At 66.2% G+C, this 24,011-nt stretch carries 20 protein-coding genes; 8 read left to right on the top strand and 12 right to left on the bottom strand.

What is annotated here, in order from left to right; genetic code table 11:
• Positions 1-70: 70 nt before the first annotated feature.
• The 8 genes from ACSVDO_RS21345 to ACSVDO_RS21310 all read right to left on the bottom strand — a co-directional run bounded on the left by ACSVDO_RS21345 (position 71) and on the right by ACSVDO_RS21310 (position 9,357).
• Complete coding sequence (locus tag ACSVDO_RS21345) at positions 71-2,539, bottom strand: TonB-dependent siderophore receptor (protein ID WP_332681585.1); 2,469 nt, start codon at positions 2,537-2,539, stop codon at positions 71-73.
• Positions 2,540-2,648: 109 nt separating this feature from the next.
• On the bottom strand, positions 2,649-3,653 hold the full coding sequence (locus ACSVDO_RS21340) for a FecR domain-containing protein (protein WP_489597005.1): 1,005 nt from the start codon (positions 3,651-3,653) through the stop codon (positions 2,649-2,651).
• Positions 3,653-4,153 carry a sigma-70 family RNA polymerase sigma factor gene (locus ACSVDO_RS21335; protein ID WP_489597003.1) on the bottom strand — a complete coding sequence of 167 codons (501 nt, stop codon included), beginning with the start codon at positions 4,151-4,153 and terminating at the stop codon, positions 3,653-3,655. Before ACSVDO_RS21335 ends, ACSVDO_RS21340 begins: the two co-directional genes overlap by 1 nt.
• Before the next feature lie 107 nt (positions 4,154-4,260).
• Complete coding sequence (locus ACSVDO_RS21330; protein ID WP_489597001.1) at positions 4,261-5,436, bottom strand: MFS transporter; 1,176 nt, start codon at positions 5,434-5,436, stop codon at positions 4,261-4,263.
• Between the two features lie 126 nt (positions 5,437-5,562).
• Complete coding sequence (locus ACSVDO_RS21325; RefSeq protein ID WP_489597000.1) at positions 5,563-6,075, bottom strand: LysR family substrate-binding domain-containing protein; 513 nt, start codon at positions 6,073-6,075, stop codon at positions 5,563-5,565.
• A 47-nt stretch (positions 6,076-6,122) separates the two neighbouring features.
• Entirely contained in the window at positions 6,123-7,097 is a 975-nt protein-coding gene (locus tag ACSVDO_RS21320; protein WP_489596999.1) for a Bug family tripartite tricarboxylate transporter substrate binding protein, read from the bottom strand.
• Between the two features lie 31 nt (positions 7,098-7,128).
• Positions 7,129-7,965, bottom strand: a complete 837-nt coding sequence (locus tag ACSVDO_RS21315; protein ID WP_332534117.1) for a DeoR/GlpR family DNA-binding transcription regulator — start codon at positions 7,963-7,965, stop codon at positions 7,129-7,131.
• A 21-nt stretch (positions 7,966-7,986) separates the two neighbouring features.
• Complete coding sequence (locus ACSVDO_RS21310) at positions 7,987-9,357, bottom strand: homoserine dehydrogenase (RefSeq protein WP_489596997.1); 1,371 nt, start codon at positions 9,355-9,357, stop codon at positions 7,987-7,989.
• A 132-nt stretch (positions 9,358-9,489) separates the two neighbouring features.
• On the opposite strand from ACSVDO_RS21310, the gene otnK reads away from it, so the two are divergent.
• Positions 9,490-10,776, top strand: coding sequence for a 3-oxo-tetronate kinase (gene otnK, locus ACSVDO_RS21305; RefSeq protein ID WP_489596995.1), 1,287 nt, complete (start codon positions 9,490-9,492; stop codon positions 10,774-10,776).
• Complete coding sequence (otnC, locus tag ACSVDO_RS21300; protein WP_489596994.1) at positions 10,773-11,420, top strand: 3-oxo-tetronate 4-phosphate decarboxylase; 648 nt, start codon at positions 10,773-10,775, stop codon at positions 11,418-11,420. The genes otnK and otnC overlap by 4 nt, the downstream gene beginning before the upstream one ends.
• An 82-nt stretch (positions 11,421-11,502) precedes the next feature.
• Here otnC and ACSVDO_RS21295 read toward each other — a convergent pair whose 3' ends face one another.
• The 3 genes from ACSVDO_RS21295 to ACSVDO_RS21285 form a co-directional block, all read right to left on the bottom strand.
• Positions 11,503-13,488: a gamma-glutamyltransferase family protein gene (locus ACSVDO_RS21295; RefSeq protein ID WP_489596992.1), complete on the bottom strand. Its 1,986-nt coding sequence runs from the start codon at positions 13,486-13,488 to the stop codon at positions 11,503-11,505.
• A 249-nt stretch (positions 13,489-13,737) separates the two neighbouring features.
• Complete coding sequence (locus ACSVDO_RS21290; RefSeq protein ID WP_489596991.1) at positions 13,738-14,415, bottom strand: winged helix-turn-helix domain-containing protein; 678 nt, start codon at positions 14,413-14,415, stop codon at positions 13,738-13,740.
• Between the two features lie 25 nt (positions 14,416-14,440).
• Positions 14,441-15,970, bottom strand: coding sequence for an SEL1-like repeat protein (locus ACSVDO_RS21285; protein ID WP_489596989.1), 1,530 nt, complete (start codon positions 15,968-15,970; stop codon positions 14,441-14,443).
• Between the two features lie 318 nt (positions 15,971-16,288).
• On the opposite strand from ACSVDO_RS21285, the gene ACSVDO_RS21280 reads away from it, so the two are divergent.
• The 4 genes from ACSVDO_RS21280 (at position 16,289) to ACSVDO_RS21265 (ending at position 21,217) form a co-directional block, all read left to right on the top strand.
• Positions 16,289-17,341, top strand: a complete 1,053-nt coding sequence (locus ACSVDO_RS21280; RefSeq protein ID WP_489596988.1) for a porin — start codon at positions 16,289-16,291, stop codon at positions 17,339-17,341.
• Positions 17,342-17,527: 186 nt separating this feature from the next.
• On the top strand, positions 17,528-18,514 hold the full coding sequence (locus tag ACSVDO_RS21275; protein ID WP_489596986.1) for a TRAP transporter substrate-binding protein: 987 nt from the start codon (positions 17,528-17,530) through the stop codon (positions 18,512-18,514).
• A gap of 126 nt (positions 18,515-18,640) precedes the next feature.
• Complete coding sequence (locus ACSVDO_RS21270; protein WP_332534126.1) at positions 18,641-20,029, top strand: MATE family efflux transporter; 1,389 nt, start codon at positions 18,641-18,643, stop codon at positions 20,027-20,029.
• Between the two features lie 195 nt (positions 20,030-20,224).
• The gene (locus ACSVDO_RS21265) at positions 20,225-21,217 is read left to right on the top strand and encodes a Bug family tripartite tricarboxylate transporter substrate binding protein (protein WP_489596984.1); all 993 of its coding nucleotides are present in this window, start codon (positions 20,225-20,227) and stop codon (positions 21,215-21,217) included.
• A 10-nt stretch (positions 21,218-21,227) separates the two neighbouring features.
• Here the strand turns inward: ACSVDO_RS21265 and ACSVDO_RS21260 are convergent, their stop codons facing one another.
• On the bottom strand, positions 21,228-22,256 hold the full coding sequence (locus ACSVDO_RS21260; protein ID WP_489596982.1) for an AraC family transcriptional regulator: 1,029 nt from the start codon (positions 22,254-22,256) through the stop codon (positions 21,228-21,230).
• A gap of 117 nt (positions 22,257-22,373) precedes the next feature.
• On the opposite strand from ACSVDO_RS21260, the gene ACSVDO_RS21255 reads away from it, so the two are divergent.
• Both ACSVDO_RS21255 and ACSVDO_RS21250 read left to right on the top strand, forming a co-directional pair.
• Positions 22,374-22,955 (top strand): RBBP9/YdeN family alpha/beta hydrolase, encoded by a 582-nt coding sequence (locus ACSVDO_RS21255; RefSeq protein ID WP_489596980.1) that lies wholly within the window; start codon positions 22,374-22,376, stop codon positions 22,953-22,955.
• A gap of 19 nt (positions 22,956-22,974) precedes the next feature.
• Positions 22,975-23,964 (top strand): tripartite tricarboxylate transporter substrate binding protein, encoded by a 990-nt coding sequence (locus ACSVDO_RS21250; protein WP_489596978.1) that lies wholly within the window; start codon positions 22,975-22,977, stop codon positions 23,962-23,964.
• Positions 23,965-24,011: the final 47 nt, after the last annotated feature.

The following is a 24,011-nucleotide window of genomic DNA, read 5'->3' as shown; positions in this document are numbered from 1 at the left end:
GATCCGCATGGTGCGCCCGCGTGGCGCCCCGCGCTGTCATCTATGTGCCTGCACGAAGGCGCGCAGACTTTCAGAGCGCAGCCCGCAAGCTCAGCATCACATTGCGCGGCGCGCCGTAAACACCTGTATAGAAGGTGGTGTCCATGGAACTCCAGTACTGCTTGTCAAACAGATTGTTGATGTTTATGGTCAGCGAAACCTTCTCGCTGAAGTCATAGCGCACCATCAATCCGGCCACCGCGTAAGCGCCCTGCTCGCCATGCAAGGGCTTGGCAGACCACCAGGGAGAACTCGTGAAGTCGCTACGGCTTTGCCAATTCACGCCCCCGCCCAGCGTGAGCGCGTTCCATTGGCCGGGCAGGCGGTAGGTGCTCCACAGCTTTGCGAGGTGCTTGGGAAAGGTCGTGGAAATGCGTGCACCCGCCGAATCCTGCGTCTTCGCATAGGTATAGCTCGCGGCCACATTCCAGCCGCGCGAAAGCTCACCGTTGACCTCCAGGTCCAGGCCCTGCGTCCTCGCGCCTTTCTCGGCGCGATAGGCGGCATTGGTCGTGCCGGGCACCGTGTAGCTGCTGTCGGCCACCGCGAGGTTGTCCTGGCGGATCTGGTAGGCCGCGGCGCTGCTGTGGATCTTGCCGTCCGCGAACTGGCTTTTCACCCCCAGCTCGTAGCTATTGCCTTCGCGTGGGTCCAGGAAAGCGCCGTTGCGATCCTGATAGGACTGGGGTTTGAAGATCGTGGTGTAGCTCGCATAGAGCGCATGGCTGGGGTCCAGGTCGTAGACGATGCCGACGTAAGGCGTGAGCACATTCTTCTTCTCGGCGCTCTCGTGCGAGCTATACGTTCCGCTGGTGTAGACCAGGTCATAGCGCGAGTTGTAGCGGCTGAGCCTGCCGCCAAGAATCAACGAAAGCTGGTCGCTGGGCCGCAAGCGGGCCGCGGCGTAGGCGCCTGACTGGCGCATCTGAGTATTGCTGGTCCGGCCATGCGGGGCGTCGGCCACCGTGCCTGCGTGCGCCCAGGTCTGGAAGTTGTAGATATTGCCTGGAACGCCAAGCGCCGCCTTGGGGCTGTAGGCGGTGTCGTTGGCGTAATCCGCGTAGTTGTAGCCCACGGCAAGCTCATGCTTGCGACCAAACAGCTCGAACGGCCCCGACGCCTTGAGACTCACGCCCGTCTGGTTCTGCTCGCTGTCGCCACTTTGCGCATTCAACGGCAGATTGCCGGTGTCTTGGTTGAACATTGCGTTCCAGGTGGTGCCGCCAACCCAGGAGAACGCGCGCGTCTGCCGCAACTGATTGGCCGCGAAGTCCAGCGACCAGCCCTCGCTCAGGCGCTGGTTCAATGCCACGAACGCGTTGCTGGCCGCGGTTTCGTTGCGGTTGTACCGGCTGGCGAAGCTCGTCGAGCGATCGAAGTCGCTCTGGGCACCGGTGCTGTAGAACAGCGGCAGGCCTACGCCATTGCCGATTCCACCTCGCGGGTCATCCTTCTGGTAGCTCAGCCCCGCCGTCAACAGCGTGGAGTCCGTGAGGTCGGCTTCGACAACGCCGTACAGCACTTGCTTGTCCAGCTGGTAGTAGTCGATGTAACTGTCGCTCTTCTGATAGGCGCCGATCAGGCGGCCCCGCACCGAGCCCGAGGCATTCAGCGGGCCGGAGAGGTCGACCTCGGCGCGCGCCTTGCTCCAGGAGCCGGCGCCCACCGAGACATGTGCTTGCCAATCCGCTGTCGGGCGTTTGCGCACCATGTTGATCGTGCCAGAAGGGTCGCCAGCCCCGCTCATCAGACCCGAAGCCCCGCGCAAGACTTCGACCCGGTCGTAGATGGACAGGTCGGCGAGACTTTGCGACACATCCTGCGTGGTCACGTCCAGCGTGGTCGGCACGCCGTCGAGTTGGTAGGAATCGATGGCATAGCCGCGCGACATCACGCTGTAGCGTTCGCCACCGATGTTCTGCAGCGTGATGCCCGGAGTCTGCTGCAAGGCGTCGCCTATGCCGCTCAAGGCCTGGTCGCCCAGGCGCTGGCTGGTGATCACACTGATGGTTTGCGGAGTTTCCCGCAGCGTCAGATTGAGCGGCGTAGCCACCGTGCTGCGCCCATTGCTAGCGTAGGAGCCCGATCCTTCGGTGGTGCTGCCAGGCTCGGCGCTGGCCGTCACCTGCACTTCCTTGAGCGTTGCCCCCGGCTCGCCTTGCGCTGCGCCGGGGCTGGCAACGGCAGCGCTCGGGCGAACGGTCAGTGTGCCGTTGGCCGTGCGCGCGAACTCCAGGCCATGGCCGACCAGAGCCCGTTGCAAGGCCTGCTCCGGCGTGAAGCGGCCCTTGATTGCCGGTGCCGACAGGCCGCGAACCACAGGAGCCGGCACGGCGAGCTGCACCCCGCCTTCGCTGGCAATGCGGATCAGACTCGCGTTGAGATCCTGCGCCGGGATGTCATATGACTGTGCAAGACCGCTGAGCGCGAGCGCGTTCGCAGAAGTCGTCAGGCAGGCGATCGCCAAAAGATGGCGGCTATGAGAGAACGCAGGAGGCATGATGGACCTGTGGTGGAAACTGCAGAGCCGGAGAAATTCCGACCTTTCCACTGTTTGTCGGACGAGAGCAAAAAAGCGGCCATGGTTTGGCCGAATTTTTTGCGCTGGCTCAGGTGCTCGTATCCACCCGAACCAGCCACCCGCCCGAATGCCGGTGAATGTCGATGGGCAGCGTCTGCGCCAGGGACTCGAGCGCCGCATCCGTGTCGTCAAGCGCAAACACGCCCGTGACGCGCAGTTGGGCCGCGCCGGGTGAAACGCGGATCAAGCCGCGCCGGTAGGGCCTCAAGCTCGCCAGCACTTCGCCCAAGGGCTGGTCATAAGCATGAATCTCCCCGCGCTCCCAGGCCGCCGCCGCATCGGGCAGGGTCTGGCGGCTCAGCTCAGAGAAAGCGCGTCCATCGAACCACGCGGACTGGCCTTGCGACAGAAGCTGCGACAGCGGCTGGGCATCGCTGCCTGTGGTCAACCCGGCCTCGCCTTCCAGGGCCAGCGCAAACGTACGCTCATCGGCCAGCTTCATCATGATCCGCGAGCCCAATGCCTGCATGCTGCCGTGCGGACTGCGCACCACAAAGGGCGCGGACACCCCGGCTTGCACCGTGGCCAGCAACTGGCCTTGGCGCAGATGGACAAGACGCAGTCCCGCGCTGAAACGCACGTCCACCGAGGAACGCGCATCGAGTTGCAGGCGGCTGCCATCCGCGAGCTCGAAACTGCGTCGCTCGCGCGTGGCCGTGTGCAGGTCGGCACGCCAATCGGGCAACATGCCGCTACGCTCGGCCAGCCATGCGCTGCCCAGCCCCAGGCCCGCGACGCCCAATGCGCCACGCAGCATTCTGCGGCGGTCAGGCAGTCCATCGGCTTTGCGCAGGGTAGCGTGCACCGCAGGCGCGCGCGGCCCGGTCGTCGTGGCCTTGTCCGCCGAAGTCGCGCCAAAGGTGGCCTCGAGCGCGCCGCCCAGCCGCAGCCAGGCTTGTCGGTGACGGCTATCCGTCAGCAGCCATTGCTCGAATGCCGCACGTTCGGCTGCGCCGGCTGTACCCGAGCGCAGTTCGACCATCCACTCGATCGCCGCCTCGGAAATCGCATCCAGCGCGGAAGAGCGCGCCATCAGTCTTGCACCGCCAGCAGGCAGCAGCGCAGGCCATCGGCTACATAGCGCCTGACCATGCGCTCGGACTTGCCGATCTGCGCGGCAATCTCGGCGTAGGCCAGGCCATCGAGCTGACTCAGCAGAAAAGCGCAGCGCGCGTGGGAAGACAAGCTTTCCAAGGCTTTGGCGATGCTGGCCAGCGACTCTTGCAGCAAGGCGCGCTCCTCGGGTGAAGGCGCGAGTTCCTCGGGCATGGCGGCCAGGGTCTCGACCCACATCTGCTCCAGGTCTCTGCGGCGCCAGAGGTCGACGAGGATATTCTTGGCGATGGCCGTGAGAAAGGCACGCGGCTCATCGAGCAACAGCAGCCGGCGCGAGCCCAGCAGCCGCACGAAAGTCTCGGAACTCACATCCTCGGCATCCGCGGCATTCTGCAAGCGCCTGCGCAGTCTAGCCAGCAGCCAGGGTTGATGGTCAATGAAGAGCTCAGCGGCCGCTGAGACTTCGTCGGCAGGCATGGGAGCGGTCGACAAGAGAAGGCCCGATTAATAAGAACTATTCTCAAGTATATCGAGTTTCAGCAGCGGCATGGCCCGACATCACCAGGCCGCGCCCGAACTGTGCCTCAGCGCGCGGAAATCTCCTGGCTGCGCCTACCTCTGGCTTGCAGACCCAGCACGGCTGCGCCCAGGACTGCCGCCAGCGCCCCGACCAGCGGGACATGCGCCAGGCTGGCCCAGGCGATAGTGAAGCTGCCCAGCACCCCGCCCAGCGCCGCGCCCAGATTGAACGACGCGATGTTCAGGCCCGCGGCCACCGCCGTGAACTGCGGGATATGGCGCCGGGCCTGCTGCAGCAGGCGCATGGTCAGCAGGGTCACGATGGCAAAGAAGAACACCCCCAGGCTGCCCACCAGCACCAGCATGGCCGGCGCAAAGCCGCGCAGCAGGTAGAGCGCCGCCAGATTCAGCGCCAGCCCGGCCAGTGCCGCCAGCGTGCTGCGGGCTGCGTCCGCCCGGTCCGCCAGCCGCCCGCCCAGTAGATTGCCGAGCACCGAGCACAGGCCGAACAGCAGCATGGCCAGACTCAACCAGCGCACATCGACGGCGGTGACCTGCAGCAGATAGGGCGAGACAAAGGTGAAGAAAGCAAAGGTCGCCACGCTCACCAGCGCGCCAATGCCGGCCGTGGTCAGCAGCTGCGGCTGCGTGATGGCGCGTATGCCTTGCCAGGCGCCGGCCGGCCCGCCGCCCTTGGCCTGGCTGTGCATGAAAAACCGCAGGCCCAGCATGCCCGCCAGGCTCAGCCCGCCTATGGCCAGGAAGATCGCGCGCCACGACCAGAGGCTGCCGAGAAAGGTGCCCAGGGGCACGCCCACGGCCAGCGCCAGCGTCAGCCCCAGCCACACCACGGACAGCGCGCGCCCCGAGCGCGCCGGCGGCACCAGCTGGGTCGCCGCGTCCGAGGCCACGGCCATGAACACGCCGTGGCCCAGGCCGACGACAAAGCGCACCGCCAGCAGCAGGGCAAGATTGGGCGCAGCCGCCATCAGCACGCTGCCCGCGGCCAGCACCGCCATGGCCAGCAGCAGGATGCTCCTGTCCTTCCAGTGCGCGAGCAGCGCGGTGATGAACGGCGCGCCTATCGACGCGCCCAGCGCGTAGGCGGCAATGGCGGTGCCGACCGCGGCGATCTGGCTTTCAAGATCGACGGCAATGGCCGAGACCAGGCCGGCCACCACGAACTCGGACAGCCCGAAGGCAAAGGTACACAGGGAGAAAACATAGATAGCGACCGGCATGGCTATACGCATTGAAGTGCAGCAACCCCGGCGTCACGGTATGGAACGCGGGTGCTGCCGCAGCGTAGCCGCCGCGCCGGCGTTCGTAAAATACCGTTCCTGTCGCCAAACAAGACGTCTGGCGTCTCAATCACCGCCGGGTGCAAAAGCGCCGCGGATTTCAGCGATCAACCGGTCGCGTATCGCCGACGGCTGGCCGGGATTCCAGGCCATCAGCAGGTCCAGCCGGCGCAGCGCTGCGGGCGCATCGACGGCAATCGGGCGGAACACCACATCGTGCTGGGTGCCGCTCGCCAGCGATGCCGGCAGCAGCGCCAGGCCAAAGCCGCTGGCGACCAGCGCGATCAGCGTCTGCATCTGCCGCGCCTGCTGCACCACGCGCGGCACAAAGCCCGCGGCCTGGCACAGCGCGATCAGCTGATCGTGAAAGCCCGGGCCCAGCGGCCGCGGCGAGGCGACAAAGGCTTCGTCCTTGAGCAGCGCCAGTTCGATCTGCGCGCTGCCCGCCAGCCGGTGGCCCGCGGGCAGCGCCACGCAGATGGGCTCGCGCAGCAGCGTCTCGAACCGCAGCCGGGGCGCAGTCGTTCCCGGCGTGCGCAGAAAGCCGATGTCCGCGGCGCCGCTCTCCAGCGCCAGCACCGCGACTTTGGCATATTTCCCGTCTCGGACCGCCCGACTGTGCGGGCTTATTCGGCCTTGATGTTCCCGTCGCGCATCACCTTGCCCATGCGCTGGGTCTGCAGGTCGATGAACTTCCTGACTTCGGCATTGCTGCCGGTGAACGGCTCGCCGCCCACGCTGGTGATGCGCTCCTTCACGTCGGGCGCGTCGAGCGCGACCTTGAGTGCTTCGGCCAGCTTGGCCGCAACCGCGGGCGGCACACCGGCGGGCATGAACATGCCGTTCCATTCATAGGCTTCGGCATTGGGCACGCCGGCCTCGGCCAGCGTAGGCACATCGGGCAGCAGGGCCGAGCGGCGCGCGGCCATCACGGCCAGCGGGCGCAGCTTGTTGGCCTTGATGTTGGACAGCGAGGAGCCGATGTTGGCGACATAGACCGGCACATGGCCGCCCATCACGTCGGCCATGGCCGGGCTGCCGCCCTTGTAGGGAATGTGCACCATCTTGGCCTTGGCCTGCTGCAGGAACTGCTCGGTGGCCAGATGCTGGGTCGAGCCCGTGCCGGGCGAGGCATACGACACCGCGTCCGGCGCCGAGCGCGCGGTCTGCACCAGCTCGGCCGTGGTCTTGGCGCTGTAGTTGGGCGAAACCGTCAGCACCAGCGGAAACACGCCCAGGATGCCCAGCGGCGTGAACGCCTTGGCCGGGTCGTAGGGCAGCTTGGGGAACAGCGTGGGATTGATCGCGTAGCCGCCGCCGTCGACCAGGAGGGTGTAGCCGTCGGGCTTGGCCTGGGCCACATAGCCGGCGCCGATCTGGCCCGCGGCGCCGCCGCGGTTCTCTATCACCACCGACTGGCCCAGCACCGTCGCCATCTTGGGCGCGACCAGGCGCGCGAGCATGTCGGCCGCGCCGCCCGCGGGATAGGCAACGACGATGGTCACGGGCTTGCTCGGCCAGTTGGGCTGGGCCGCCGCCAGCAGCGGCACGGTGCACAGCGCGGCAACGGCCAGCGCGGAAAACTTGATTCGGAAAGCCATGGCTTTGTCTCCAACTTTTTAATGAAAATACTCAGTGCGGCGGCGCGGCCGTGGCCGGCAAGGCGGACGCGACTTCCAGCTCCAGCCCGGTCTCGCGCAGGCGCTGCACCGCGGCTTCCGACAGCGTGTCGTCGGTGACCACGAGATCGAACTCGTCGAGGCCGGCAACGCGGTAGGTGCCGTAGGTGCCGTATTTCGCGCTGGTCGCCAGCAGCACGCGCTGCGAGGCAATCGCCATCGCCGCGCGCTTGACTTCGACCTTGGGCGCCGAGGGCGTGGTCACGCCGCGCTCCAGATCCCAGGCGCTGGCCGAAAGAAACGCGATATCGGCCACCAGCTGGCGCAGCGTGGCCGCGGCCAGCGGGCCTATGCTCGAGCCGTTGCGGTGGTCGAGCACGCCGCCGGTGTGCAGCACCGTCACATGCGGCGCCTCGCCCAGCGCCAGCGCGACATGGAAATCGTTGGTGATCACCGTCATGTCGGCCAGCGCGATGATCTGCGGAATCAGGCCGGCGGTGGTCGTGCCGGCGTCGAGATAAACCGTCATTCCCGGCTTGAGCAGGCGCGCGACCTGGGCCGCGATGCCGCGCTTTTCCGCCTGCTCGGTGACCGATTTTGCCTGGTGGCTGGGCTCGACGATCTGGTGGCTGGCAATGCGCACCCCGCCCGCAATCGCGTAGACCCGGCCCTTTTCCTCGAGCGCGGCGACATCGCGGCGCACCGTCATATGCGAGCAGCCCAGCAGTTCCGTGAGCTGGTGCACGCTCAGCACCTGGTGCTGGCGCAGCTGCCGCACTATCATCTCGCGGCGCTGCTCGGGAATCAGCCCCGCGGCGCGGCCGCTGGCGTGGTCGATGAGATCGTTCATTGCCTGCTCCCTTGGCGGACTTCAGTCTTGCAGCCCGGCAAGCCAGGCGGCGCGCAGCGCAGGATCGTCGCCCGCGATGTCGTCCAGGGTGATCAGTTCGCCCGCGCGGATCGCGCGCGCCGTCGTGGCGTGCGCGGCCAGGTACAGCGGCGCCACACCGGCCGGTGCCTGCTCGCGCGCCAGCAGCACGGGAGCGACGCCGGTCACGTCGTGGTGGTGGCCGCCCATGCGCAGCACCGTGCCGGCGGGAATGGTCTCGATGGCGCGGCCCGCGAGAATCGCGTGCTGGGCCGGACGGTCGCTGCCCGAGGCGCGGCCATGCAGCACGGCGTTGAGCAGCGTGATCGGCGTTTCCACGCCCATGAAGTGATACGGCAGGTACATGCAGGCGTAGCGGCCGTTGCGGCTGACCACATGGCCCTTTTGCGCCAGCAGCTGCCAGGTGGGGCCGTCGCCGGTGCGCACGATGACAAACACGCCGCCGCCAAAGCTCGCCTCGTCGGGCAGGCGCAGCACGTTGAACACGTCGATCACGCCGGGCTTGTGCAGAATGCCGCCGTCTTCGCGCAGCGCGTAGATGTCGGCCAGTTCGGCAGTGCGCGCCACGGGGTAGTGCATGGCCTCGACATCGGCCACCAGGCCGGTGTTCGATGCGACCACGGCCATCTCGCAGTAGTCGGCGGTGGCGCTGGTCTTCCAGCCCTTGAGCGCGGCGCGGCGCGCGGCCAGCGTCGCGGGAATGTCGTCGCCCAGCGTCAGCAGTTCGGCCATTTCGGGAATCGCGCGGGTCTCGTCGAGCTGGCGCACCTGGCCGCTGCGCGGATCGAACACCAGGTCGTACTCGCCCGACTTGCCAGCGGCAACGATCTCCAGGCCCAGCGTGCGCGCCCAGCTGACCCAGCCGATCAGATTGGCCGGCTGGTCGCCGTCGGCCGTGGTGTAGACCACGCCCTTGGCCGCGGCCAGGCGCGACATGGTCACGCCGGCAACGGTATCGACTTCCTTGCTGACCATGGCCACATGGCGGCCGGCTTCAATGGCTTCGCAGGCCGCGCGGAAACCGACCTTGGGATTGCCCGTGGCTTCGACCAGGATATCGTGCGCCACTTCGCGCAGCAGGCCGGCGTCGGCGACCAGGGCAATCGCGTCGGCGGGCAGCGCGGCGATGTCGGCGGCGCTCAGGCATTCGCGCAGCTGGCTTGCGGGATATCCCAATTCTTCACACAGCGCACGCAGGCCCGGAACATCGAGGTCGCACAGCGCGGCCGGGATCAGCCGCGGGATCAGTCGCGTCTGCGCCAGCAGCGTGCGCGCAAAGCCGCCCTTGGCGCCAGTGAGGGTGTAGCGCACTTTGCGCTCGGGTTGGTCGGCGAACAGCAGTTCAAAATTCATAGGTGGTCCATTGCAGTGAGGGCAGCGCTGGGCTCTATTATTCACAAAACATCACACAAAATCACAGGGATTCCCCTTGGTTGTTCAAATTTGTGAAGTCGCGTACCATTTATTCACACTTCCTCCAGACCTATGAACAAGCTTCCTCCCTTGCTGGGTTGCATCGCCGACGATTTCACCGGCGCCACCGACCTGGCCAACATCCTTGTGCGCGGCGGCATGCGCACGGTGCAGACCATAGGCGTGCCATCGGCCGGGCTGGCCGCGTCGCTGGACGCCGACGCCATCGTGATCGCGCTCAAGTCGCGCACCGCTGCCGTGGAGCAGGCCGTGGCCCAGAGCCTGCAGGCGCTGCGCTGGCTGCAGGCCCAGGGCTGCACCCAGTTCTTCTTCAAGTACTGCTCTACCTTCGACTCGACGGCCGAAGGCAACATCGGCCCCGTAGCCGAAGCGCTGCAGCAGGCGCTGGGCACGGACTTCGCCATTGCCTGTCCGGCCTTCCCCGGCGCGGGCCGCACCGTCTACCAGGGCCACCTGTTCGTCAACCAGCGCCTGCTCAATGAATCGGGCATGGAAAACCACCCGCTCACGCCCATGCGCGACCCCGATCTGGTGCGCGTGCTGCAGTCGCAAAGCCAGGCCAAGGTCGGCCTGATCGCCCAGGGCGCCGTGGCCCAGGGCGCGGCCAGCGTGCGCGAGCGCATTGCCGCGCTGCGCACCCAGGGCGTGCGCCTGGCCGTCGCCGATGCGATCAGCGACGCCGATCTGGTGACGCTGGGCGAAGCCTGCGCCGACGCCCGGCTCGTCACCGGCGGCTCGGGCGTGGCCCAGGGCCTGCCCGCGAACTTCCGCCGCCTGGGCAAGCTGCGCGACAGCGACGCCGCCCAGTTGCCGCGCATAGATGGCCCGGCCGTCGTGCTGTCTGGCAGCGCCTCCACTGCCACCAACGGCCAGGTCGCGGCCTGGCTGCGCAGCGGCCGCCCCGCCTACCGCATAGACCCGCTGGCGCTGGCGCGCGGCGAAGATGTGGTGGCCGCCGCGCTGGCCCTGGCCGGCGTGGGCGAGACCGCGCTGATCTACGCGACCAGCAGCCCCGACGAAGTGCGCCGCGTGCAGGCCGAACTGGGCGTGGCGCGCGCCGGCGCGCTGATCGAGCAGGCGCTGGGCCAGGTGGCTGCGCGGCTGCGCGCCGCAGGCACGCGGCGCTTCGTGGTCGCCGGCGGCGAGACTTCGGGCGCGGTGATCCAGGCGCTGGAACTGCAGGCGCTGCGCATAGGCCGGCAGATCGATCCGGGCGTGCCCGAAACCCAGTCGCTGGGCGACGACCAACCGCTGGCCGTGGTGCTCAAGTCGGGCAACTTCGGCAGCGAAGACTTCTTCGACAAGGCGCTCAAGCACCTCGACGGGGCTGCGGCATGACAGCGCAGACCGATGAAGCGCGGCTGCGCGAAGAGATCTGCGCAGTCGGCGCCAGCCTGCATGCGCGCGGCTACACCACCGGCACCGCGGGCAACATCAGCGCGCGCCTTTCCGACGGCTGGCTGATCACGCCCACCGACGCCTGCCTAGGCAAGCTCGACCCCGCGCGCCTGGCCAAGGTCAATGCCGACAACGAATGGATCTCGGGCGACAAGCCGTCGAAGACACTGGCCCTGCACCGCGGCATCTACGAACGCAACGCCCAGGCGCGCTGTGTGCTGCACACCCACTCCACGCACCTGGTCGCGCTGACGCTGGCCGGCGTCGCCGCGCCCGACGCGGTGCTGCCACCGATCACGCCCTACCAGGTGATGAAGATCGGCCGCGTGCCCTTGATTGCCTATGCGCGCCCCGGTGCGGCAACGGTTGCAGAACAGGTGGCGGCGATCGCCGGCGAAGTCCGCGGCGTGCTGCTCGAACGCCTGGGCCCCGTGGTCTGGGCCGACAGCGTGACGCGCGCCAGCCATGCGCTGGAAGAACTCGAGGAGACCGCGCGGCTGTGGCTGATGCTCGCGCCCCGCCCTGCCGCGCTCACGCCGGCCCAGGTCGCGGAACTCGAGAGCGCGTTTGGCGTGCGCTGGTGAGCGCTCGTTGAACGCCTGGAAAAAACGCCGGCTGCGATCTTCTCGCGGCCGGCGTTTTCAGTTCTGATCGCTGCGGCGGCGATCAGGGCTGGTAGGTGTCGCCCAGCACCACGCCTTCGCGGCGCGGGTCGGCGCCGCCCTGCAGCACGCTCTGGCCATTGCGCTGCACGCGCATGATGGTGCTGATGCCGCTGGACTGCGCACTGGTGGAGACCGTGTGGCCCAGCGCCCGCAGGCCGGTGATCAGCGGGTCATCGGCGCCATTGTTGGCGGTGTTGATCGCCGGATGCTCGCCTCCCAGCGAAGTGGTGGCGCTGTTGCTGGCACCGAAATCCACCAGCGAAGTGGCCTGCTGCGCATCCAGGCCCCAGTCCAGTGCACCGACCACGGTCTTGACCACATACTGGATGATGGTGCCGCCGCCGGGGGAGCCCGTGCCCATCAGGAAGTCACCCATGCTGCCGTCCGCAGCCTTGTGGAACACCAGCGTAGGGGCCATCGAGCTGCGCGGACGCTTGCCGGGCTCGACGCGGTTGGCCACAGGGGCTCCGGTGCTGTCCGTGGGCGTGGCCGAGAAGTCGGTGAGCTGGTTGTTCAGCAAGAAGCCCTGGGTCATGTGGAACGAACCCATGCCCGCCTCCACCGTGGTGGTCATGACCACCGAATTGCCCTGCTTGTCGACAATGGTGAAGTGCGTGGTGCCGCGCTCGTTGAGCGGCGTCACGCCCGCTGCCGGCGTGCCGAAGTCGCCAGCGCTGGCCGTGCCCATGCTCTTGGTGGTGCTGATCAGCGCCGCGCGATTGCGCAGATAGGTCTTGTCCAGCATCATGGCCGGGGAGCCGCCGGGCAGCGACACGAAGTCGGTGTCGGCCACGTACTTGTCGCGGTCGGCATAGGCCAGGCGCTCGGCTTCGCTGACCAGATGCACGCCCATCACCGAGGGCTTGCCGCCTTCGATGTCGATGGCCGTGGGCTTGTGGCTTGCCAGGTCGAAGTTCTCCAGAATGCCCAGCGCCGAGGCAACTGCAATGCCGCCCGACGACGGTGGCGACATGCCGCAGACCCAGTACGCGCGATAGGTGGTGCAGACCGGCTCGCGGCGCTTGGCCTGGTAGTTGGCGAGATCGCTGAGCTCGGTCAGGCCGGGCGTGATGGCCACAGCGGGCGTGCCCCCGCTCGAGGCCTTGATCTTGTTGACTATGCCCTGCGCCACCGCCCCGGTATAGAACGCATCGGCGCCGCCCGCGGCAATGGTCCTGAGCGTGGTGGCGTAGGCCGGATTCTTGATGGTCGTGCCCAGGGCCTTGGGGCTGCCGTCGGCATTGAAGAAGTAGGCCACGGCCTCGGGATCGCGCGACAGGCCGGCGGTCGCACCGGCAATGGCGCTGGCCATGCGGCCGCTGATGGGGAAGCCGTCGGAAGCCAGCTGCTCCGCGGAGCTGAACAGCCCGTTCCATGCAAGCTTGCCATGGTCCTGGTGCGCGAGCTCCAGCATGCGCACGGCGCCGGGCGTGCCTATGGAGCGGCCGCTGGCACGCGCGCCGCCGGGCTGGGGCAGCGTGCGGTCGGCATTGCTGACCCAGCGCAGGTAATTCTCGGTCGCGGCTGCGGGCGCGGTTTCGCGGCCGTCATAGGCCTGGACTTTCTTCTTCGTGGCATCGTAGTGCAGCATGAACGCGCCGCCGCCCAGGCCCGACGATTGCGGCTCCACCAGGCCCAGCACCATCTGCACCGCCACCGCGGCATCCACGGCCGAGCCGCCTGATTTCAGCACTTCGCAGCCCGCGCGCGATGCCAGCGGATTGGCCGTGGACACCATGTACTGCTTGGCATGCACCGCGGTCTTGCCCAGGCGATAGCCCGATGCCGGTTCCGGCGCCGCGGGGTCCCCCGGCAGGCCGGAGCCTACGACCACCGAGCCGGTGGAGCTGACCACGGCGCAGGCGGACTCGGCGCTGGCGTTGTCCGCATTGTCACTGCCGCCGCAGGCAGAAAGCATCAGCAATGAGGCCGTGAGCGTTGCGGTCAGGCGCCAGCTGGGCGGGGTGGAAGAAGTGACATGGTTCATGGAGACACCTTTATGGGCTTTTGGAGGGAAATCGCGTGCCGTTGTCTGCGCGGCGGATCCAGCCTAAGCACTTATCGGCTCGGTTGCTGCCATGGGCGGGACATGCGCAGCACCGATATGGCGCCATAATGCGCGGCGCCGGACAACGGCGCGCCATGTCACGCAAGATCCAGGCCACGGCGCGCGCGCTGCGCCGCGTCACCCGGCGCCTGCATCCTGCATGCCAATCGATTCGCCTGTCTCCCCCGCTCAGTCCCGATATTCGGCGACATAGCCTATGCCATGCACGGTATGCAGAAACTTCTTCTCGAAAGAGTGGTCTATCTTTCTGCGCAAACGCCCTATGGCCACATTCACCAGATTCGCCTGGTGCAAATTCTTGCTGCCCCAGACATTCTCGAACAGCTTCTGCCTGCTGACCGTCTTCCCCTGGTGACGCGCGAGATAAAGCAAGGTTGCAAATTCCTGTTGCGTCAGATTGATGGACCTGCCGGCGCGCTCCACACAGCCGCTGGACAGGTGTATTGTCAGATCGTCAAAAACGAGTTTTGACGTGACATCCGAATGCAGCGTCCTTTTGCGCAGTTGCAGATCCACGCGCGCCAGGAATTCCTCGAAGTCCACTGGCTTGACCACATAGTCGACCGCCCCAATCTTGAAATGATGAATCTTGGTTTCCATTTCTGCATTTCTCGAAACAACGATAACCGGAGTACTCCTGGCTTTGTTGAAGCTTTCAATGAATCGAGAGCACTCATCGCCGACCTTTTCGACATTGACAATCAGAAGACTGTAGTTTCGCTCCAGGGCAGGCTCACCGGCACGCTTGCAGCATTCAAACAGATCTGCTTTTCTGCCCATGCCCAACAGTTTTGTTTTTAGTCGCCGCGCAAAATCCCCGTCGCTATCAACAATGAGAATTTCCATATTCCATTCCTGTGAAACCCTGATTTCAGGCCAATGCCTGATCAAGAAATTTCTTCTGGTGCTGGGCCCAACGCGTGCCAATTCTCAAGGCATCACGCTGCGTTGAATTTGCCTGCGAGAAGAAAAGATTTTCCTGCAGCTTGACTTTCTGAAAGATCCGTCTTTGCTTCAATGCCCTGGCGCGCAGCGAGCCTTCGAGCAAGTCAGCAATCTCGCCGTGCGGAGCAAACTCCATGGCTGCATTGCGAATGGTCTCCAGCGCCTTTCTGCTGGCCGCGGGCACGGCCCTGGGCTCGGACAGATTGCCCTTCTTGATATGGAGATTGCGCTGCACCACCAGTCCCCAGGGGCGAATCGCAGTCGAGGGGTTGATCGATAGGGCTTCGAGCTTGGTCAGGCCGAAGTGCCGCGCCAGGCGCAGCCGGGTGGCGAGCAGGGGCGCGATCTGCTGCACCTCCTCGATGCCGGAGTTGGCCTCTTCCTCACAGCCGTTGACCTCCAGCACCAGCGTCTTGATGATGCCGTTGGCAATGCTGTCGCCGTGGATGCTCGACTCATACAGAAGGGACAGGCCTTTTTCCATGTGCTCTATGGTTTTGGCTTCCTTGAGCGTCAGCGCGCCAAGCCGCCGCTTGGCTTCGGCAATCCCCGAAGCCGCGGCCTTTTCGAGAAAGAAACGCGCCATCGACGGGTTGCCCACGGAGCTGCGGTAATCCGAGCACAGATAGAACAGGTCCATCCAGGCTTGCGCGCGCCCGTTGTCCGCGGCCTTGAGCAGCAGGGCGATGGCCTTGCGCAGGTTGATGGAGCGCGAGCGCTGCGAGGTCTCGATGAACTCCGTCTTGAGACCGGCGAGCATGCGGCCGAGCAGGTAACAGGAATGTTTGTCGCTGGCAGCTGCAGAGTGCTCCAGACTGGCCTCGATCAAGGTCGACGGGATCTTTTCCAGCTTGCGCCCGCTCTCCTCGGCAATCGAGACTATTCTTGCGATCGCTTCATGGATGGCATCGGGAATGCCTTGCGCATCGGGCGCGACCAGGCCCAATGCCTGCTCCGCCCTGCCGTAGTCGCCTTCACTCAGCGCCGCGCCGGCTTCGGCCGCGATGATGTCCAGGCAAGGAATATTGTATTTTTCGGAAATTCGCAACAATGCCTGGGCCAGGTCCTGATCGGCGCGTTGGGCCAGCACTTTCTGGATGTCTTTGCAAAGAAGGCCATCATTTCTGCCCCGCCAGAATGCAAGCTCGTCCAGATTCTTGCGGATGATCAGCAGCGTGATGAGCTTGATGCGCGCGCAACCATCCAAGGCCGCGGCCTTTCTGAGATTTTCAACCTGCGAGTGTTCAATGAGCTCCAGGATATCCAGATGCGAACAAATCAGCACCGCCACATCGTTCCTGAACTTCAGTGCGGGCGTGGAAAGATATTCAAGAGCGAGTTTGATGTTTCTGGGAAAATCCAGCACACCTTGCAGATAGAAGCCCCCCAGCTTTATTCTTGCCTCTAAATCACCGGCTCTTGCCAGTGCTCTCAGTCGGATATTGTCTCGTCTCATGGCATGTTCGGTAAAACCAAGCACACGCTTGATATTGGTGCTTTACGCGCACAGTCTACCGTCGGGCCGAAAAATCCAAAATGACATCATTATTAATTTTTTGTCACTTTTTTCACAGGCGTTTCACTCATCGTTTCGCCACGCAAAGATATGCCTGCCGTCGCTTTCTCTTTACGGTATGCAGCGCCATTCGGCCATATGGCTAGCGCTGGGTGGGCGGATAGGGATCAGCGCGCATTTTTCCTGCAGTTGCTGCCTAGGATTGCGGCTGATGTCTTCATGCATCTATTAATCATCTTGAAAACCCAAGGATTCGGAATGAAACTTCGCCCCACCCATGCAGCTGCACTGGCAGCCATTTTCGTCAGCGCCGGTGCCTATGCCCAGTCATCGGTCACCGTGTTCGGTATCGTGGACGCCAACGTGCGCTATGTGAAGAACAGCGACCTGTCCAGCAATGTGACGATGAACAGCGGCGGCCTGTCCACCGGTCGACTGGGCTTTCGCGGTGTCGAAGACCTCGGCGGCGGCCTCAAGGCCGGCTTCTGGCTGGAATCCGACGTGCTGGCCGACACCGGCAACACCAGCCCCACCGGCAAGTTCTTCCAGCGCCGCTCCACCGTGAGCCTGATGGGCAATTTCGGTGAACTGCGCCTGGGCCGCGACTTCTCTCCCGCGAGCCAGAACGTCGTCAAGTTCGATCCGTTCGGCGTGGTCGGCGTTGCGGGCTCCAATGTCACCAGCCGCATGCCCGGCACCTTTGCCTCGTACTACCGCCACGACAACGCCATGCAGTATTTCACGCCGGTGATGGGTGGCGCGCAGCTGGAGCTGATGTACGCGCCCGACGAAAGCGTCACCACCAAGGCCGGCCGCCATGCCGCGGCGCGCCTGGTCTATGACAACGGCCCGCTCAATCTTTCGCTGTCCTACGGCACGACCTTCGTCAACGCCGCGGGCGACAAGCTCAAGCAGACCGGCGTGGGCGCGGCCTACGATCTGGGCGTGGTGCGCCTGATGGGCTTCTACCAGCGCGAGGAGCTGCCGTTCGGCACCTACGGCACGGCCACGGCAGGCAGCGAAGACCGCGTTCTGCTGGGCTTTACCGCACCGCTGGGCGCGCACCAGATCAGCGGCTCGTATGTGCGCACGGACTCGCGCCGCGGCAACGCAGCGTTCAACCGCGCCGACGCCGACAAGTACTCGATAGGCTATATCCACAACCTGTCCAAGCGCACGGCCGTGTACACCACCGCTTCCTACATCCGCAACAAGAACGGCGCCAACTTCAGCCTGGTCGGCGGCGCACCCGGCCTGGCCGCCGGCGGCAAGTCCACCGGCGCGGAAGTGGGCATTCGCCACGCGTTCTGATAGATCAGCGGTTTAATTTCATTGCGCTTTGCCCCATGGCCCAGGCCATGGGGCTTTTTTCATGGCGGGCACGCCACGCTTTGAAAAAATCGCCCGGCAACGCCGATTTTTGCCTGCAACCGGTTTATCTTCTACGCGCACGCGCGACGATCGGACTGCGCGCCCACAACAAACCAGGAGACTTCCATGACCATCACCCGCCGTTCCGCCCTCGCTCTCGCTGCCGCCTCAGGCCTGGGGCTCGCCGGCCAGGTGGGCGCGCAGCAGGCGCGCGAAATCAAGATCGGCTATGCGCTGGCGCAGAACTCGCACTTCGGCGCCGGTGCGCTGGCCTGGGCCGAGGCGGTGGAGAAATCCACCAGCAACGCCTTCAAGTTCAAGCATTTCGCGTCCAGCGCGCTGGGCGGCGAGCGCGAGCTGATCGAAGGCCTCACGCTGGGCACGGTCGAAGCCGTCGTGGTCTCCAATGGCGCGGTGAGCAACTTCGTTCCCGACGCCGGCGTGATGGATGTGCCTTTCCTGTTCCGCGACACCGCGCATGCGCGCGCCGTGCTCGACGGCAAGATAGGCGAGGACCTGCTGGCCAAGTTCCGCGCGCGCGGCCTGATCGCGCTGGCCTGGGGCGAGCAGGGCTTCCGCCATCTGAGCAACAACAAGCGCGCGGTGGTCAAGCCCGCGGACGCGCAAGGTCTCAAGATCCGCGTGACCGAGAACCAGACCCATATCACGGCCTTCCGCCAGCTGGGCATGTCGCCCACGCCCATGTCCTGGCCCGAAGTCATTGGCGCGCTGCAGCAGGGCACCATTGACGGCCAGGAAAACCCGGTCTCGGTGTTCACCTCGGCCAAGCTCTGGCAGGTGCAGAAGTACCTGTCGCTGACCAGCCATGTGTACGCACCCATGGTGCTGATCGTCGCCCCCTCGGTCTGGTCCGGACTCAATGACGCGCAGAAGAAGGCCTTTGCCGACGGCGCGCGCGCCGGCAGCCTGGCCTCGCGCAAGTTCGTCGACGACGTCGAAAAGAGCGGTGTGGAGGAAATCAAGCGCCATGGCGTGCAGGTCGTGAGCGAAGTCGACCAGGCGGCGTTCCGCGCCGCGCTGGCCCCGGCCTACAAGCAGTTCGCGACCAAGTTCGGCCAGAAGACGCTGGACGCGATCACGGCCGTCAAATAAGCGCCGCACAGGCAGCATCCTGACCCGCGGCCAGCGGGTCGGCTGCGGCGCGCGCATTCGGCGCCTTTCGCATGATATATTGCAGCTGCAACAATTGCATATGCAACTTAATCAGGAAAACTGCCCATGAATGCCGACCCGCTGCTGGCGCCTCGCATGCCCCCCGCCAGCCCGCGCGTGCGCGCCATGCTGCACGACCCCGTGCTGCCGACGATACTGCGCATGAGCTGGCCCAACATGCTGATGATGCTGGCCCAGGCATCGACCGGTCTGATCGAGATGTGGTTTCTGGCCAAGCTCGGCACCGACGTGCTGGCCGGCGTCGCCGTGGTCGTGCCCGTTCTGATGCTGATGCAGAACATGTCGCAGGGTGCGCTGGGCGGCGGCATCTCGGCCGCGGTGGCGCGCGCCCTGGGCGCGGGCAACAAGGCGCTGGCCGACTCGCTGGCCCGCCATGCGCTGGTGCTGAGCGCGGGCGTGGGTCTGGTCTTCACGGTCTTGCTGCTGGCGTTCAGCACGCCGCTGTTCCATCTGCTGGGCGCGCGCGGCGCGGCGCTGGATGTGGCGCATGATTATGGCCATGTGGTGTTTGCCGCGCTGGTGCTGATGTGGGCCATGAACGCGCTGGCCAGCGTGGTGCGCGGCACGGGCAACATGCTGCTGCCCGGCGCGGTGATCTGCGGCGGCGCGCTGCTGCTGATTCCCATCTGCCCGCTGCTGATCTTCGGCTGGGGGCCGATTCCGGCGCTGGGCGTCGTCGGCGGCGCCTGGGCGCTGCTCGCCTACTATGCGCTGGGCACGCTGGTGCTGGCCTGGTACTGCGCCAGCGGACGCAACACTGCCAGGCTGCGCGCCGGCGCCGTGCATTGGGCGCCGATGCGCAGCATTCTCACCGTGGGCGGCCTGGCCTGCATCAACCCCCTGCTGACCAACGGCCTGATCGCCTCGACAGCCGCCATCGTGGGCGCCCATGCGGGCTCGGCGGCCCTGGCCGGCTATGCGACCGCGGCGCGGCTGGAGTACCTGCTGATTCCCATCGCCTTCGGCCTGGGCGCGCCCATGGTGGCGCTGGTCGGGGCAAATCTGGGTGCAGGCCAGCCCGAGCGCGCGCGCCGCATCGCGCTGGTCGGCGGCGCGATCGCCTTCGCCATCGGCGAGACCGTGGGCCTGGCGGCAGCGCTGTGGCCCGAAGCCTGGCTCAGGCTGTTCGGCAGCGACGAGCAGATGCTGGCGACCGGCGCGCAGTACCTGCGCATCGCAGGCCCGTTCTACGGCTTCTTTGCGCTGGGCATAGCGCTGTACTTCGCGTCGCAGGGCGCGGGCCGCCTGAAGTGGCCACTGCTGGCCGGCGCGCTGCGCCTGTTCCTGTATGCGGGCCTGGGCTGGGCGACACTGGTGGTCACCGGCGCGCTGTGGGCGTTCTTCGCGCTCGGCGCAGTCGCCATGACCGCCTACGGCCTGCTCATCCTCTGGTCGGTGGCCTCGGGCAGCTGGTTCGCCAAACCAGGGCGCTAGCCGAGGCAGCCACCGCGGGCCGGCGCGCGGCGCCTGGGGTTTTCGCGGGGGGGCGGCGTCACGAAAAGCCAAGCCGGCGGCGCCTTGCGTCAAGTGGCGCCGACACGCCGCCGTGATCATGAAACGGCCGTGGATGCCGCGCCGGTGGCGCGCATCGTCCTTTCAACCCGCCCGCATTACCCCCGGTGAAACGCCATGAAAACCCCCCTCTCGCGCCTGCCCGCTCTCGCCCTGGCCTTGCTTTCCTCGTTTGCAGCCATGCCTTGCGCCTGGTCCCAGGAATGGCCGAGCAAGCCGATACGCATCATCGTTCCCGCGCCGCCGGGAGCGATCACCGACGGCGTCGCGCGCCTGGTCGGCGAGCAGCTGCGCATCCAGCTGGGCCAGCCGGTGATCATCGACAACAAGCCCGGCGGCTCGGCCGTGATCGCCGAGCGCGCGCTGCTGGGCGCGCCCGCCGACGGCCATACACTGATGGTTGCGCCCTCGAGCGTCTGGACCGATTTCCCGTTCTCGGTCAAGACGCCTTTCGATCCCCACAAGGCGTTCACCTATGTGGCCGACGTGGCCAGCATGGTGCATGTGCTGGTGGCCAGCAACAGCTTTGCGCCCAGCAAGCCGCAGGAAATCCTGGAGCATGCGCGCAGGCACCGCAACACGGTCAGCGTGGCCAACATGAGCACCGGAACGCGCTCCAATCTGCTGGGCGATCTGCTCAGCGAGAAGAGCGTGCGCAACATCCTGGTCGTGCCCTACAAAGGCTCGGCGCCCGTGCTCGTGGACCTGATGGGCGGCCAGGTGCAGCTGACCTTCGATGTGGTCAGCAACGTGGCGCCGCTGGTCAAGTCGGGCAAGATCAAGGGCCTGGCCATTGTCTCGGCCACGCGCTCGCCCCATCTGCCCGATGTGCCCAGCTTCGCGGAACTGGGCATGGCCGATCTGGTCATGCCCGATGCCAGCGTGGGCCTGTTCATTCTGAGCAGCACGCCGCCGGCCCTGGCCGAACGCCTACGCCGTGAAATGGAGAAAGTCATGCGCGCGCCGAAGTTCCGCGAACTGATGGCCGCCCAGGGCTTTGACCAGCCGCAGGAAAGCACGTTCGCGCAGCTGCAACAGCAGATGGCCGATACCGTGGAGCAGAACCGCCAGATCCTACTCAAGCTCAAGATGCCGACCACGCCCCAGTGAATCGCCGCGCCTAACCGACCGCCGGACTGCGTGGCACGGCCGACGCCTGGGCCCGGCTTTGCTTGGCACTGGAGCCGAACTGCAGCTGGTACCAGCGCGAGAAACTGCTGGGCGCGCCAAAGCCCAGCAGCTGCGCGACTTCCCTCAGAGACCGGCTGCCGTCAACCACATAGCGGCTTGCCTGCTCCTTGCGGATATCGTTCATCAACGCCGAGAAGCTCAGCCCCTGGTCCGTGAGCCGGCGCTGCAGCGTGCGCGGCACCAGGCCCAGGTGCTCGCTGACCTGCTCCATGCTGCAGCGCCCGCTGGGCAGCAGCAGGAAAATCGTGCGCCGCACTTCGTCCAGCAGGGTTTCGCCGCCGGGCTGGTGCAGCGCGTCCAGCAGCTGCTGGGCATAGCGGACCATGGCCGGATCGGCGAACTCGTTGCGCTGATCGAGATCGCTCTTCGTGCAGACGATGCAATTGAATTCAAAATCGAACTCCACATGCGGGCCCAGCAGCTGATGGTGCACGCTCATGTCGCGCGGCGCCGGATGTTCGAAGCACACGCGCCGCGGCTGCCAGTCGCGGCCTATCAACTGGCGGATCACGCGCACCATCACGCCCAGCGCCAGCTCGACGCGCTGGCGCGTGGGCTGGTGGGTGCTGCCCGCCATCAACAGTTCGCGTATCACCACGGTGCTGCCGCTTTCCTCGACGGACAGCGTGAGGGCGCCATTCAGGAACGCCTGATAGCGCATCAGCAGCTTGAGCGCATCGCGCAGGCTTTGCTGGTCGCGCATCAGCAGGCCCACCGCGCCCAGGTTGGAAAGCAGGCGCGAGCGCGCCATGCACAGGCCGAAGCTCTCGTTGCCCGACACCGTGGCCGCGGCCTGCAGCAGCCGCCCCACGCGCTCGACCGGAATCATCAGATCGGGCTCGTCGAGCACGCTGGGACTCAGATCGGCGTCCAGCAGCATGCGCACCGGATCCAGCCCCGAAGCCTGGGCGACTTCACGGAAATTGGTCAGGCAGGCGGCGCGTACCAGGGATGTCATCAGTAGCTGCTCATTGGCGCGAAATGCCAAACAAGCGTCACGGAATGCAAAGCGCAATGGGCCAAAAATTCACACACTGAAGTCATCGAAACATTCTAAGTGGGAGACAGCAAAAACATGACCCCGACGCTACTGATCATTCCGGGCCTGCGCGACCATGTCGAGACGCACTGGCAGACGCTGCTGGCCGCCGAGACGGCCAGCGCGCGCATTGTTGCGCCGCTGGAGCAGCACAAGCTCAGCTGCACGGCGCGTGTCGCGGCCATCGAGCAGGCGCTGGCCGGCATGGCCGGCCCTGTGGTGCTGGTCGCGCACAGCGCGGGCTGCATGATGGTCGCGCACTGGGCGCGCCAGGCCGCGCCCGAAGACCTGCGGCGCGTGCAGGCGGCCTTGCTGGTCGCGCCGGCCGATCTGCAGACGCCCATGCCCGAAGGCTATCCCGGCGTGCAGCTGCTGGAGCGCCACGGCTGGCTGCCGCTGCCGCGCGCACCGCTGCCGTTTCCCAGCCTGGTCGCGGCCAGCAGCAACGACCCGCTGGCCGCGCTGGCGCGCACGCGCGGCTTCGCGCGCGACTGGGGCAGCGAGCTGGTCGAACTCGGCCCGCTGGGCCATGTGAACCCGGCCTCGGGCCACGGCCCCTGGCCGCAGGCCCGGCAACTGCTGCAGCAGCTGCTGGCCACAGCCCCTCTTCCCGCTTGAATTCCCAGGAGACAACACCATGAACCCACGCTCCCCCCACACGAAACATGCGCTGGCGCTTGCCATGGCCCTCGGTCTTGGCGCTTTCGGCGTCGCCCAGGCACAGACGCCCTGGCCGAACAAGCCGCTTCGCCTGCTGGTGGCCGGCCCCGCGGGCGGCACGGCCGATGCGCTCGCGCGCCTGCTGGCCGACGGCCTGCAGCACGGCCTGGGCCAGCCCGTGATCGTCGAGTCCAAGCCCGGCGCCTCGGGCGCGATTGCCATCCAGGAGCTCAAAGCCAAGGGCCGCGACGGCTATACCTTCCTCGTGATCCAGGAAGGCACGGTCACCGAATCGCCGCTGGCCTACAAGGTCAGCTACGACCCGTTCAAGGACTTGAAGCCGCTGGCCCAGCTCACGCGCACCGGCCTGGTGCTGGTCGCGAACAAGTCCGTGCCCATCACCAACCTGCAGCAGCTGATCGCCTACGGCAAGGCGCAAAAGGACGGGCTGGACTTCGCGTCGTACTCGGCCGGTCTCAAGGGCCACACTTCGGGCATGCAGCTGGGCCAGCTCGCCCAGCTGAACATGCGCCATGTCGGCTACAAGGGCTCGCCGCCCGCGCTGGTCGATCTGATGGGCGGCCATGTGCCGCTGATGTTCGACGGCCTGACCACCTCGCTGCCGCTGATCAAGGCCGGCAAGATCACGCCGATTGCCGTGGTCTATCCCACGCGCCTGGCCGAGCTGCCCAACGTGCCCACGTTCACCGAGCTGGGCTATCCGCAGATGGCCAAGGCCGGCTGGTTCGCGGTCTGGTCGCATCCGGATGCACCGCCGGCCGTGCAGCAGAAACTGCGTGACGCCGCCATGGCGCATTTCCGGCAGGCGCCGGTGCTGGCCCAGATCCGCACCATGGGCATGGAGCCGCCGCTGCCGCTGACCCCGGCCGAGATGAGCGCCGACCTCCAGGACGGCGCCGCCAAGCAGGCCGCGCTGCTCAAGTCCATCAACTACCAGCCCGAATGAAGCCCGGCGGGCCTGCCGCCGTTGAACGCGCAACGCCTGCCGAAAGC

The organism is Comamonas sp. DB36 (assembly GCF_057914905.1).
Note: the sequence above shows the minus strand (reverse complement) of the source record. Positions and strands in the feature narration are given on the sequence as shown.